This window comes from Paenibacillus sp. YN15 (assembly GCF_003285005.1).
Classification (GTDB): domain Bacteria; phylum Bacillota; class Bacilli; order Paenibacillales; family NBRC-103111; genus Paenibacillus_AR.
Map to the genome: position 1 here is coordinate 80,288 of NZ_QMFA01000026.1, position 13,358 is coordinate 93,645.

10 protein-coding genes are annotated in these 13,358 nt (G+C 57.7%); 4 read left to right on the top strand and 6 right to left on the bottom strand.

All coding sequences use genetic code 11. From position 1 onward, the window contains the following. Positions 1-28: 28 nt before the first annotated feature. From DQG13_RS19555 to DQG13_RS19565, 3 genes are all read left to right on the top strand, one after another. Positions 29-1,117 carry an AbrB family transcriptional regulator gene (locus DQG13_RS19555; RefSeq protein WP_113021471.1) on the top strand — a complete coding sequence of 363 codons (1,089 nt, stop codon included), beginning with the start codon at positions 29-31 and terminating at the stop codon, positions 1,115-1,117. Between the two features lie 3 nt (positions 1,118-1,120). Then, positions 1,121-3,616 (top strand): DNA topoisomerase 3, encoded by a 2,496-nt coding sequence (locus tag DQG13_RS19560; RefSeq protein ID WP_113021472.1) that lies wholly within the window; start codon positions 1,121-1,123, stop codon positions 3,614-3,616. A 360-nt stretch (positions 3,617-3,976) separates the two neighbouring features. Further along, entirely contained in the window at positions 3,977-4,249 is a 273-nt protein-coding gene (locus DQG13_RS19565; RefSeq protein WP_146767177.1) for a hypothetical protein, read from the top strand. Between the two features lie 469 nt (positions 4,250-4,718). Here the strand turns inward: DQG13_RS19565 and DQG13_RS19570 are convergent, their stop codons facing one another. Next, on the bottom strand, positions 4,719-5,723 hold the full coding sequence (locus DQG13_RS19570) for a hypothetical protein (RefSeq protein WP_113021474.1): 1,005 nt from the start codon (positions 5,721-5,723) through the stop codon (positions 4,719-4,721). A gap of 294 nt (positions 5,724-6,017) precedes the next feature. Beyond that, entirely contained in the window at positions 6,018-6,878 is an 861-nt protein-coding gene (locus DQG13_RS19575) for an inositol monophosphatase family protein (protein ID WP_113021475.1), read from the bottom strand. 302 nt (positions 6,879-7,180) lie between these two features. Here DQG13_RS19575 and DQG13_RS19580 point away from each other — a divergent pair, with 302 nt between their 5' ends. After that, positions 7,181-8,842 carry an S-layer homology domain-containing protein gene (locus DQG13_RS19580; RefSeq protein WP_113021476.1) on the top strand — a complete coding sequence of 554 codons (1,662 nt, stop codon included), beginning with the start codon at positions 7,181-7,183 and terminating at the stop codon, positions 8,840-8,842. 109 nt (positions 8,843-8,951) lie between these two features. Here the strand turns inward: DQG13_RS19580 and DQG13_RS19585 are convergent, their stop codons facing one another. From DQG13_RS19585 to DQG13_RS19600, 4 genes are all read right to left on the bottom strand, one after another. Continuing rightward, positions 8,952-9,239 (bottom strand): ferredoxin family protein, encoded by a 288-nt coding sequence (locus tag DQG13_RS19585; protein WP_113021477.1) that lies wholly within the window; start codon positions 9,237-9,239, stop codon positions 8,952-8,954. Further along, positions 9,236-10,546 carry an FAD-dependent oxidoreductase gene (locus DQG13_RS19590; protein ID WP_113021478.1) on the bottom strand — a complete coding sequence of 437 codons (1,311 nt, stop codon included), beginning with the start codon at positions 10,544-10,546 and terminating at the stop codon, positions 9,236-9,238. The genes DQG13_RS19585 and DQG13_RS19590 overlap by 4 nt, the downstream gene beginning before the upstream one ends. Before the next feature lie 6 nt (positions 10,547-10,552). Further along, positions 10,553-11,665 (bottom strand): electron transfer flavoprotein subunit alpha/FixB family protein, encoded by a 1,113-nt coding sequence (locus DQG13_RS19595; protein ID WP_113021479.1) that lies wholly within the window; start codon positions 11,663-11,665, stop codon positions 10,553-10,555. Positions 11,666-11,786: 121 nt separating this feature from the next. Beyond that, on the bottom strand, positions 11,787-12,611 hold the full coding sequence (locus DQG13_RS19600) for an electron transfer flavoprotein subunit beta/FixA family protein (RefSeq protein WP_258525772.1): 825 nt from the start codon (positions 12,609-12,611) through the stop codon (positions 11,787-11,789). Positions 12,612-13,358 lie beyond the last annotated feature (747 nt).

Sequence of the window (13,358 nt, forward strand, 5' to 3'; positions counted from 1 at the left end):
CAGTTTGGAAAAAAAGGAGTTTTGCAGCATGGGTTTACAGACAGGCAAGACCTTGATTTTGGCTTTGGCCGGAGGAACAATCTTCCAGCTGCTTCATATTCCCCTGGCATGGCTGCTGGGGCCGATGAGCATGCTTTTGGTCTGGCGGGAGGTATTCAAAAAGAAGGCCGAATGGCACCGCGGCTTCCGCAACGTCGGCTTATGCGTGCTGGGCTACATGATGGGCATTACCTTTAACGCGGAGGTGGCGGGCCAAATTGCCGTGCAGCTTCCCTCCATGGCTGCGGCGACGCTCTTGACAGTCGCTTTTGCTCTGGTGGCCGGTTGGGTCACCGTCAAACGCACCGGAATCAGCATGGCCTCCGGTCTTCTGGGGAGCGTACCCGGAGGGCTGTCGCAAATGGCCGTCCTCTGCGACGAGGTGGAGGATGCGGACATGACGGTGGTGACCTTCATGCAGACCATCCGGGTGATGGCGGTGGTGTTTATCGTGCCCTTTCTGGCCTTCCACGGCCTGTCTTCTGGCAGTACGGCAGGCGGCGCGGCGGCTACGGCCGCAGCCTCGGCTGCGGCTTCGGTCTCCTGGCTGTCCGGGAACACCCTTTGGTTTGTGCTGGCGGTTGCCGTCATGCTGCTGTTGGGCCCCAAGCTCCATTTGCCCACCCCCTACATGCTGGGTCCCATGCTGGCTGCGGCCATATTGTCTGTAGCCGGACTGGATGCTCCCGCCCTGCCCCATTGGTCCATCGTCACGGCGCAGGTGCTGATCGGAGCGCATATGGGCGTCACTACCAGCCTGTCCTCCCTGGATAATTGGAAGAGGCTTTTGCCCTACGCCCTGCTGGGAGCCGTCGGCATTGTGCTCTTTTCCCTGGGCACCGGGTATCTGCTGACCCTGTGGCATCCCATGTCGCTGTTATCCGCATTTCTGGGCACGGCTCCCGGCGGCATGACGGAAATGGGCGTCACCGGGGCAACCTTGGGCGCCGATCTGTCTATTATTGTGTCCTACCAGATGTTTCGGCTGCTGTTTATTCTGTTCGTTGCCCCTTATATCGTAAAGGGCCTTCTTCGGCTCTACCGGGCGCGCCCCGATTCTCCCGTGAAAGGATTTTGACCATTGAAAACCCTTGTGATTGCGGAAAAGCCCGATATGGGCCGGAACATCGCCGCGGTGCTGGAGCCCAAGGCGGCGAACAAACGAACCCACATTGAAGGCGAACGCTACGTCATAACGTGGGCCATCGGACATCTCATCGGGCTGGCGGAGCCGGATCATTACGACGATCGGTACAAACGGTGGAATCTCGGCGACCTGCCTATTATTCCCGATACCTTCAAGCTTTTACCCAATGTGAAAACCAAAGATCAGCTAAAAGTAATTGCCCAAGTGGCCAAGGACTGCGACCGGATCGTCAACGCCTGCGACGCCGGGCGGGAGGGGCAGCTGATCTTCTCCTATATCCAGCAGCATCTGAAGCTGCGCCAGCCGGTGCAGCGGCTGTGGATTTCCGACCTGACGGCGGAGACCATCCGGCGGGGCTTTGCGGAGCTGAAGGACGGCAGCGAATATGAAAATCTGACCCAGGCGGCCAGAGCCCGCAGCGAAGCGGACTGGCTCATCGGCATGAACGGGTCGCGGGCCTTCACTACCCGGCACAATGAGCTATTGTCCGTCGGCCGGGTGCAAACTCCCGTGTTGGCGCTGATTTACGACCGGCAGAAGCAGATTGAGGCCTTTGACTCGGAGAAATTCTTCGAGGTGGAGGGTTCTTTTCAGCAGGGGGAAACAGGTTATCGCGGGATGTGGCAGGGAGACCGGTTCAAGGCCAAGGACAAAGCCGAGGCTGTTGTGGCCCGGGTTAAGGGCAAGCCGGGACGGATTGCCTCCTATGAGGTGAAGGAGACCAAGGAGTTTCCCTTCAAGCTGTATGATCTGACCCTGCTGCAGCGGGAGGCCAACGGCAAGCTGGGCTTTTCCGCCAAAAAAACCCTGGACACCGCCCAGGCCCTGTACGAAAAACACAAGGTCATCAGCTACCCCCGGACCAACTCCAACTACGTGAATCCGGAGAATATCCCGGACATGCACAAAACTCTGGAGTCGCTGAAGGGCTCCGCCGACTACGGCTCCTTCGCCCAGGGTGCGGACAAAAAGCTGGTGCACAAAAACAACAAGTTCGTCTGCAACCCGGCCAAGGTGGAGGATCACCACGCCATCCTGCCTACCTTCAAGAAGGCCAGCGGCCTGTCACCGGACGAAGCAAAGATTTACGATCTTATTGTGCGGCGTTTCCTGTCCCATTTCTATCCGGCGGCGGAATACAAGGTGCATACGGTGTTCACGGAGGTGGGGGAAGGGGAGACCGTCGACCGGTTTAAAACCACCGTCAAGGAGCTGCTCTCCCTGGGCTGGAAGGTGCTGTATCCCGACCAGAAGAAGGGCGCCGCCGCCAAAGGCGGAGGTAAAGGCAAAGCTGGAAAATCCGGCGATGGTGAAGGCGCAGGTCCAGAAAAAGATGGGGATAAAGACGAAAACAACGGCCCTTCCGAGCTGGAGGTGGAAATGGACACTCCTTTCCACGTAGACCCGCAGACAGGTGTGCTTTGCGCCGATGCGGAGGTGAAGGAGAAGGAAACCCAGCCCCCTAAGCCGTTTACGGAGGGCACTCTGCTCAAGGCGATGGAAAGCGCGGGCAAAACCATTGAGGACGACGAGCTGCGGGATGTGATGAAAGATTCAGGGCTGGGCACCCCCGCCACCCGGGCCGCCACTATCGAGCGGCTGAAGCAGGTGGGTTATGTGGCCATGCAGGGCAAACGGATCAGCATTACGCCCAAGGGACGTGCGGCGGTGGAGCTGGTCCGCGGCGCAGGCGTGGAGCTGTTGGCGTCGCCGGAGATGACAGGCCAGTGGGAGCGGCGCTTGAACGAAATCGCCCGCGGCCAGGCGTCGAAGGATGCGTTTATGGAAAAGGTGCGGGCGTTTGCGCGGCTGATCGTGGACAAGGTCCGCCTGCAGGCGCGGGCGGACAAGGCGCATTTTGCCAAGCCGGAGCCTGCGGCTGGCGGCGGCAAGGGCAGCAAGCGCGGCGGCGCTGCCAAGAGTGCTGGCGCCGGCCAGGCCGCTGCCGGCGCGGAAGGCGCTGCGCCCGCGAGGAAGCGGCGCAGCGCCAAGGCGGAAGCCTCCCCAGGCGCTGGTGAAGTCTCCGGCAGCGGACGGACCGCCGCCACGGTAGAGGCTGCCGGAGGGACGCCGGCAGCAGGCTCCGGCGCCGGAGCCGCGGCGGGCCGAACGGCCGCCAAGGCGGGGACAGCGGCGCCGCCGGTTTCCCCGAGCCGCCCGGCCATGCGGGAGGCGCTGGGGCATTGCCCGCGGCCGGGCTGCGGCGGGCGGATTATCTTCGGCAGCACCGGCTACGGCTGCACCCATTTCCGCCAGGGCTGCACCTTCGTGCTATGGAAGGACACCGGACTAGGCGTCACTCTCAACGATACCATGGTCACCAGCCTATTGCGCTCCGGCCAAACTTCCTTTTACAGCGAAACAGCGGGCAGCGGCACCCTGATTCTGCAGGACCCGCAGACCGGCAAGCTGTCCCTGCTGCGCAACTAGGGTACGGGCTAAGAACACATGTATATCGCAAGTTTTCAGGCTGTTGAGAGTTTCTCAACAGCCCTATTTCTACTTTTTAGCCTAGAAATGCCAAGAAAATCTTTGAATTGCTTGCTTCATCACATCTAAACCTTTGATTTTGTATAGTGCGTCACTCTATATTTTGACAGAACCACTCTATGTAAGAAAGGATTGATATTATTGCATAAATCAGCGATCATTCTCTCGCTTTGTTGTTTATTTATAGCTGCTGCGTGTTCAAAAGCCCAGAATTCCTCGACAATACCACAAAGTGTAGTGGAACTGATTAATTCCGAAGGAATAACTACAACCCTCTCCAATTCCATGAAGGAGATGGAGTTGGAAGGAGTAATTCCTGAAAGTTACTTTCTCGAAAATGGGGACGAGATAAAGGCGTATCATTTTTTAACAGAAGAAGCACGTATGCTTGGTGTTAAGCAATTTCAACAGCATCAGCTACTTTTTAGCTCTCATGCTCCTTTACTATTTCAAGCAGGGAATGATCTTGTACTTTACTATAGCAAGGATAGCGGTAAATCCTCTACCCAAACCCCCAATATTAATGAAACAAAATATGGTAATGGCATTAAAAAGGCGGTAGATAAACTTTAAAAATAAATCGGCTGTATTTATAAAATCATAGAAATAAATTCCACTAGAGGAGGCGTGGGAGTGGCACGGAGAGTCCTTTTCGCCTATTATCCCCTTTGTTCAGGAGAGAGGGAGAGGCGCATAAACTCTAAGACTAACCAGGCTCCGCAGCCGCAGCTTTTATACGCTTCTCTCTTCTGGGAACCAAGCTATTCGGGTCCCCTGAGCTAATGGGATAATGGGCGACATGCACCTCTACAGGTTATCCCAACCTCCCTGCACCTGAGCCAATGGGATAACGGGCGACATGCACCTCTACCGGTAACCCAGCCTCCTTGCACCTGAGCTAATGGGATAATGGACGACATGCATCTCCACAGGTTATCTCAGCCTCCCCCACCCCTGAGCCAAGGGGATAATATCCAACATGCTGCGAACCAGGTGGAAACAGTCCGGGGATGAACTGATGAAGCGAACCACGCCCCGCCGCTCAGACTTGGTTCGGTTTGACCCCCAGCACCCAGCCCTCCAGCCTGGCCCGCTGCCATTCTTCTTCGCCAAAGGGCAGCGCCAAGAGCTGCGCCAGCTCTCCCTCCCGGTCCAGCCGTGACAGCCAGCTGACGCAGGCTGCCGCATCGCCTGCATCCGTCCGCGGCCCACGGATTCCTTCCAAAGCCAGCGATAATGTGGGATACACCTCCACCGCCACATGCCCCCCGGCGGCAGGAATCTGCGCGCCATGCTGCGGCCATACATGAACCGCTATCCCCGCTTCCCGGCATAACTTCAGCAGCTCCCGCAAATACAGGATACCGTAAAGCGTCTGCTGGCCCACGGAGCCGATGCCTCCCACCTGATAGCCTGGCTTCAAACGGCGGTAACGCATCTCCACCAGCCTGCGGTCATGGAGGAAAAAAGGCCGCCCATCCGCCAGGGCAAAGCCCCGAAACAAACCGCCGTCCGGCTTCGGACCGAACCGGCTGCCCCAAAACGGTCCCGCCGCAACCCCCAGCCCACGGGCAATCTGCTCATTCGCCGCCTTGGCCCAGGCCCGCAGCGACCATTGCTCTAGGCGCAAGATGCGGCTGCGATCGTTTTCTCCAGCAATGCGATCGTGGTCGTTTTCTCCGGCAAGGCGGCCGCGGCTGTTTCCTCTGGCAATACGGTCTGTTCGCTCTCCTGCAAACTGCTCCACGCTCCCGCAGTAAGCTCCCGTAATTTGCTCCCAGCTATCCGGTTCCGCTCCCCATAACGCCTCATAAAAGCCCGCGGGAAACCCGTAATTATGGTCAAACCCAAACAACACCCGTTTCCCTTTACTTTCCGCCTCCTGCAGCAAGCCCACAGCTTCATGAAGCAGGCCATGCCTGGTCAGGCCTTGCGCAACGGAAATACCCTTGCCCTCCCCACGATCCACCGCCCAGGCAATGGCCTTCCGCTGGGCTGAGGCTTCTCTTGCCCCCGAATAGTCGGCAAACGCATACCAGTCAAACATAACCGTCATCCCCCGCCAAGAATTTGGAAACCTTTTTCCATAAAACGCGTATGAAGAACATATCATTCCTCCCCGAAGGAGTTTTCCATATGTCCCAAGAAAAAAAACAACACCGCTCCGCCTACTGGCGGGAAACGGTTCCCGAAAATCATTTTTGAGCTGTTCCCCGCTCTTTTCAGAGGTTTGTTTCGCCTCATCCGCAATATCTTTGATTGACCGCCCCGCCCCCATCATCGCATAAAAGGGAAAAAGCCGTCCGGGAATCAACCCCCCGAACGGCTTTTCAGTTCATTCTTAGTGCCCGGCTGCGTCCGATTCCTGCAGCAGCTGCGACAGTTCATCATGGATGCGGCCATTGGTAGCCAAAATATTGCGGACACCCAAATGGTACGGATTGCCCTTGGTGTCCGTTACGGTGCCGCCGGATTCCTTCACCAGCAGCATACCCGCCGCAACATCCCAGGCGTTCAGGCCCAGCTCCCAAAAACCGGAGAGCCGTCCGGCCGCTACATAAGCCAGGTGCAGCGCTGCCGATCCGCCGGAGCGGACATTGCGCACCCGCGGCACCACTGCTTCCAGCCCTCTCATGTTGCCTGCAATGTTAGGTCCGCGGTCTGTGGGAAAGCCTGTCGCCACCAGACTGTCCAGAAGCCGCTCCTCACTGGAAACGGAAGTGCGCCGCCCATGGACATAAGCGCCCTTGCCCTTTTCTGCTACGAACAACTCATCCCGGTTGGGATCATACACCACGCCGACGATAACTTCACCCTTATGGGCCAATGCGATAGATACGCTGAAAAACGGGAAGCCGTGTATAAAGTTGGTGGTGCCGTCCACCGGATCTACAATCCACAGATATTCGGCCTCGCTGGCTTCCTCCAGCGCCTTGATGGAGGCCGCCGCTCCCGGCTCCACACCTTCCTCTCCCAGAATGGAATGGGTGGGGAAATGGGTCATGATCAAATTGCGGATCATCATCTCGGTGCCTTTGTCCACTTCCGTAACAAGATCGTGGGGGGAGGTTTTTATGGTAAGGCTGGAGAAGTCCCCCAGCTTGCTCTTAATCCATTCGCCGGCCTTGGCTGCGGTATTGATGGCAACAGCCGTAAAACTTTTACTGCCTACGGTATAAGCATCCTTTTGTTCACTGGACATTGTCATCAACTCTCTTCTTTGACTTACTTTTGGATTACTTTCAGTATAGTCAATCTTCGTCTCAAAAGCTACTTGCGAATGCACCAAAAAAACTCGTGACAATGTACAATAGCGCTTACATTTCCTTTTCAAAAATAGTTGTTTCAAAACCGCGGCGCCGGGTAAATATGCTTACATTTGGAAATTTGCTCAGGATAGCTGGGCAACTGTCAGCACTATCCAACTTTTTCTCCTAGTATGAAAGGTGGTGAGGCCGCCGGGCCAGGCATTTTTATATCAATCTACCAACAGGAGGAAAAGACATGCGAAGAACGGTTTTGAGAAAATTGGCTACCGTCACGGCGGTTATGCTTGTGGTTTCCCTGCTCAGTCCTGTTCTGGCTTTGGCTGACGCATATTTCAAGGATTTGCGCTACCAGGCCGACGGCACCGTTACCGGGCAGGTCTATTTTGACGGTACGGTAGGAACAAGCGTATACGCCTCGGGACAACCGGTTACCCTGTCCGTTTATGATAACGAAGGGAATTTCCTGACGCCGGTTACAGCCACGTACGCCACGTACAGCGAGGGAAAATATTATTATGCCTTCAACCCGAAGGCGATCCCGAACTATTCCCTGCATAATCCGATTAAGCTCCAGTACGACAATGAGGAGTACAGCGTCAACGTATCCCAGGTCGTATACCGGGAATCATCCGACTCCGGGGATTCCGGCTCCGATGGTTCTGAGTCCGGTTCGGGTTCCGGGTCCGGTACATATTCCCCCTCACCTTCGCCATCCCCCACACCCGGCGGGGAAACTGATCCGGATGTCACCGTCATTGACGCGGATGATCTGAAGGAGGCCTTCCACGGCTCCGACAAGGTAACCCTGCGCTTCGAAGAAGCGATGGAAATTCCCTTTTCGGGCTTGACCGAGGCCATGGCTCGGACCGGCACCATGCTTTCGTTGACCGGAGATCACGGCACCTATGAGCTTCCGCTCTCCGTTCTGAATCTGCCGCTGATCAGCAAGATGCTGAACACCGGCGCAGCCGGCCTGACCCTGAGCCTGACCGTCACCAAGGTGACAGGCGAGGAGGCGGAGCAGGTCGCGGCGGCGGTAGCCAGAGTCAATGGCACCGCGCTGTCCGATCCGGTGCGCTTTGAGCTATTGGCGGTAAGCGCCGACGGCAAGAAGCTGTCCCTGGACAATTTCGGCAGCACTTATGTGAAGCGCACCATCACCATGACAAGGGAGAGCGACGGTCTGGCTACGGTAGTTCAGTATTTGCCTGCCACCGATGCATTGACCTTCGTTCCGTCGGTAATTAACGGCACCACCGCCACCTTCCAGCGTCCCGGCAACAGCATCTATCTGGTGCTGGAGCGCAATACCGTCTTCGCCGACCTGAACGGCCATTGGGCGGAAGCGGACATTGAGCTTCTGGCCAGCAAGCTGCTGAACGGCAGGGAGATCGTGGAAGGCACTGCCGCCAGCAACTTTGAGCCCAACCGCGCCATTACCCGCGCCGAGTTCGCGGCGCTGCTGGTGAAGGGCCTGGGGCTGACCGTCCCCCCGGCGACAGCTGTGGGCGAGTTCCCTGACGTGGACCCCGACGCCTGGCACGCAGTGTACATCTTCGCCGCCAAAAACGCCGGGCTGATTGAAGGCTATGAGGACGGCACCTTCCGTCCGGACCGCTTCATCAACCGCGAGGAGCTGCTGGCTCTGGCCTACCGGGCTTACCGGTTTGCCGGCGGCCAGGCAGACTTCACCCTTGTGGAATTGGCTACAACCCTGGCCCGGTTTGAGGATGCCGAGGAGCTGGTCTGGGCGCAGATTGAAACGGGAGCAGTGGTAGCTTTGGGTCTGTCCCAAGGCGCTGAATCCAACAAGCTGGACCCGGCAGCCAGCGCCAACCGCGCGGAGGCCGCCGTTATCCTGAAGCGCATCCTGGTGAAAACCGGATTCATCCAGTAATCGCCGCCGCGCATAAAGCGTGAAGCGGCACGGCAAAGAGGCTGTTTCGAGGGCAGGATCACCTGCCGTTCGGAACAGCCTCTTTTTTACCTATAAGAGTTACCTATATTTATCCGAAACGGTATGATATACCATATCCACCCTTGGGATAGACCCACGCTACATTGTCCGAGGCGCAGGCAATCCGGCAGGTGCCGCATTCCACGCAATTCTCGTAAGCCACATGGTTCACCTTGGCCGCTTCATCCCAGCTGTACACCTCCGCCGGGCAAAAGCTGTTGCAGTTTTTTCCGGCGCAGCGGGCGCAGACCGCCTCATCCTTGATGGCCAGGTGAGAGACATCATCGCATTTGTAGCGGATTGTAAACAGCTTGTCGGTCATGGTTTGCGTGCTCATCCGTTTATCGCCCTCCAGCCTTTGGCTCCCAGCCTCATCAGATTCATCGTGCCGCCCGCCGCCTGCTTCACCAGACGGATGGCCTTCTTCTGCTTTTCCGCCTTGGTGACGCCGTTCACCAGGAACATCTCGTAGGCGGCCTCGTTGATGGCCCGGGGCAGCGCTCCAAACAGAAGCGACGGATCAAATTCCTTCAGCAGGCTGTGCATGCCTTTGTACTTTTTGAGATCGTTCATGACGAAGCTGCTCTTGATGGCATTGTCGTAGCGCTTCAGGGAAGCGGCGGAGAAATCTCCCTGCTCCTTGGCCTTGATGACGGCCTCCGCCGCCAGCCTGCCGGAGACCATGGCCAGATTGGTGCCCTCCCGGTTTACAAAATTCACCATCTGGGCGGCGTCGCCGGTAATGCACCAGCCGTTGCCGGAAAGCGGAGGAATGGAGTGATAGCCCCCTTCGGGAATCAGATGAGCCGCGTATTCCTTCACTTCCCCGCCCTGGATCAGCTTGCGGATGGAGGGATGGCGCTTCGCCTCCTCCAGAAGCTCATGGGGTTTGGCGCCGCTCTGCCGCAAATGGTTCACCATGACGCCGATGCCGATGGAGATGGATTCCTTATTGGTGTACATGAAGCCCATCCCTGCCATGCCCCGGGAGGTTTCGCCCATAAATTCCACGGTCACCCCTTCGTCGCCTTCCAGTCCGAAGCGGTCCTCGATTTTTTCCCGGGGGAGCATAATGATTTCCTTCACTGCCAGAGATACCTCATCGGGATTCCATTCCCGGTGTACACCCATTGCTTTGCCCAAAAGGGAGTTTACCCCATCAGCAATAATTACCGCGTCGGCATACAGTTCTCCGTCCTCCCGGTCGGTGCGGACGCCTACTACCTTGTCGCCCTGGCGGATCACATCCACCGCCGCCGTCTCATAGACGGGGATAGCTCCGGCCTCCACCGCCTTGTCGGCCAGCCATTGGTCAAACCGGGCGCGGATGCCGGTAAAGCAGTTGAAGGGCGTCTTATACGCCTCGTTCCGGTGCCCTAGGGTGACGGCGGATTCCTTGCCCATCATCCAAATCCGCTGCTCCACAATATGCCGCTCTACAGGCGGGTTCTTTTCCGCCAGAAAATCCGGTACCAGCTCTTCAATCTGCTGCCGGTACAGAACGCCGCCGAACACATTCTTGGCTCCGGGATACTCGCCCCGCTCCAGAAGCACTACCTTCAGCCCCGCCCGGGCCAGCGTCAGCGCCGCCGAGCTGCCGGCCGGTCCCGCGCCGACCACTACCGCATCGAATTTTTCATTCATGGCCGCCTATACCCCTCTTCCCGCTGCTGTTTGCGTCATCGCTTCGTCCGGGAGGTCTGCTCCCGGGTCTCCCGCTTTGTACCCGATCCCCCGGCGTTTGGCAAATTCCCGGGTCAGCGCCGGAATGATCTGGAACAAGTCTCCCGCCAGGGCGTAATGGGCGATCTGGAAAATAGGCGCCTGCGGGTCTTTGTTTACGGCAATAATCACATCGGAGCCCTGCATCCCCACCGTATGCTGCACCGCCCCGGAAATTCCCGCCGCAATATACAGCTTGGGGCGTACAGTGTGCCCCGTCTGCCCGATCTGATGCTCGTGGGTGATCCAACCGGCATCCACTGCCGCCCGGGTGGCGCCTACTTCGCCTCCCAATACCTCCGCCAGCTCACGCAGGAGGCCGAAGCCCTCAGGCCCGCCCAGTCCCCGGCCGCCGGCCACAATAATATCCGCTTCCTCCAGATTGACGCTGCTCTTCTCCTCCAGGAAAGCGATCACCTGGGCGGCCGTGTTGGCATAATCCTCCCGCACCTCCAGATGCACCACCTCGCCTGTGCGCCCCGGGTCCGGGGCCAGGGCCTGGAATACTCCCGCGCGGGCAGTGGCCATTTGGGGCCGGTACTGCTTGCAGAGAATGGTGGCCATCATCTTCTCGGAAAATGCCGGGCGGCTGGCCATCAGAAGCCGGGAGGGATGAGACTCCACATCCAGCTCCGTGCAATCCGCCGTGAGCCCCGTGGGCAGATGGGTGGCAATGGCTCCCGCCAGATCCCGGCCGGTGGCGGTGGCGCCGTAGAGCACAATCTCCGGCTTGATCTCGTGAATGGCGGACAAACAAACCCGGCTGTACGGACGGGTCCGGTAATCCAGCAGCTCCGGCGCCTGGCACAGATACACCCGGTCGGCTCCATACTGGATGGATTCCGCCGCCAGATGCTCCACATCATGGCCGATGACCAGCGCCAATAAAGAGGTCTCCAGCTTGTCGGCCAGCTTCCGGCCTTCGCCAAGGAGCTGCCAGGAGACCTTTTTGGCCGCACCGCGCCGGTGCTCAATGACGATCATGACGCCGCGATAGGCAGACCAGTCCTGCTCCGGAGCGGCCTTTCGTTCCTCACTCATGCTTCATGCCTCCTCTTGCCCCGTTGCCGGAGCATATATCTCTATTTATGCGATCATATGGGGGCTTCCCCAAAAGTACCCGGAATCAGCTTCAAAGCATCACTTCACTTTTGGGGGATTATCATAACCATCCCAGCTTCCGGGGCAGCTCTCCTCCCCACAGCGCAGCGGCCACTTCCTCCGCCTGGGCTTCCGGCGCAGCGCCGCCAATATGCACCGTATTGGCCTTCTTGATCTCCGGCACCCAGGTGCGGCCCACGACGGTAGGCGAACCCTTCAGCCCGATTTTGCTCCGGTCCATCTCGGGAAAATCCGCCATGGTCCACTGCACCGGCTTGTAGCGGGCCGCCCGTACCATCCCCGGCAGCGTGGCCCGGCGGATGCGGTTCAGTTCCTTCAGCACTGTCAAGAGCACTGGCATGGAGGTCTCCGCCACCTCAACGCCATCCTCCATCTGGCGGCGCACCCGGACCCGGCCTGCCTCCTCATCCACTTTTTCTACCTTGCAGACATAGGTGAGCTGATCCATCTCCAGCCGGCATGCCACCCCCGGTCCTACCTGACCCGTATCCCCGTCCAGAGTCTGCTTGCCGCAGAAGACCATATGCACCGGCCCCCAAGCCGCCTCAATCTTGCGGATGGCCGCTCCCAGCACATAGGAGGTAGCCAGCGTATCCGCTCCGGCAAAGGCCCGGTCTGTCACCAGCACCGCCTCATCCGCCCCCAGCGAAATACACTCCTTCAACCCCTTCTCCGCTTGGGGAGGGCCCATGGTTACTACCGTTACTCTCGCTCCCAGCTCATCCTTGATCCTAAGCGCCTCTTCCAGCCCGTGCATATCATAGAAATTCACGATGCTCGGCACCCCTTGGCGGATCAGGGTATTGTTCTTGGGATCAATCCGGATTTCCCTGCTGTCGGGCACTTGCTTGACACAAACCACCACATGCAGCAATCTGACGCACCTCCGTTTGTCATACCGGGAAAAAAACCTTGTTTCTTCCTCCGCACCCGGCATTTCAGATTAGAATCATTCCAAAAATGATAGCGCTTGCAATAGTGGCTGGCGCTGTCCTTCGCATCTGAAATTCTCCCCCCGCTATCACCATATTTCACCAATTCCACATGTTGAACCGTTTTCCTACATTGTGAAAAAATTCATTTGTTATAGTGATAAAAATTCCTTGTTTCCGTCAAAAAGTTGTCACTTTTAACCAAAAAGCATTGATTTTTCTTGTGAAAAAAGGTACATATCGAGCTTTGATATAGGCTGTTATACCTTTTCCATATTTCTGTATTATAGCTGTGCGGAAGCGCTAACACCTTTTTGGGAGGGGAGGTGGTCGAGGAAGTCTGGGGAGCCGACGGGGGCTGGAGGGGCGGAGGGGGAGTTTTTGAATGCCTAGGGGGCTGAGGGGCGAAGGGGCGGAGGGGCGAAGGGTTCGGAAGCTGCCGGACTGACGATCCGTTATTTTCTCATTTTGGACCTTTTTCCAGATTTCGCGGACACAGAGGACGTTATTTCATCTTTCAGGCGCTCCAGCGGCTTCTTTTTCGTCCCTTAACGGATTCTCGGTCCGCCAAGATGAAAAAAAGCCGCTTTTCGCCTAAATAACGGAGGCTGTGTCACTAGCGTTGCATCGAGCTTACCACGGGAAATCCGTGTACATGAGAATAAAAAAAGAGTAGCCAA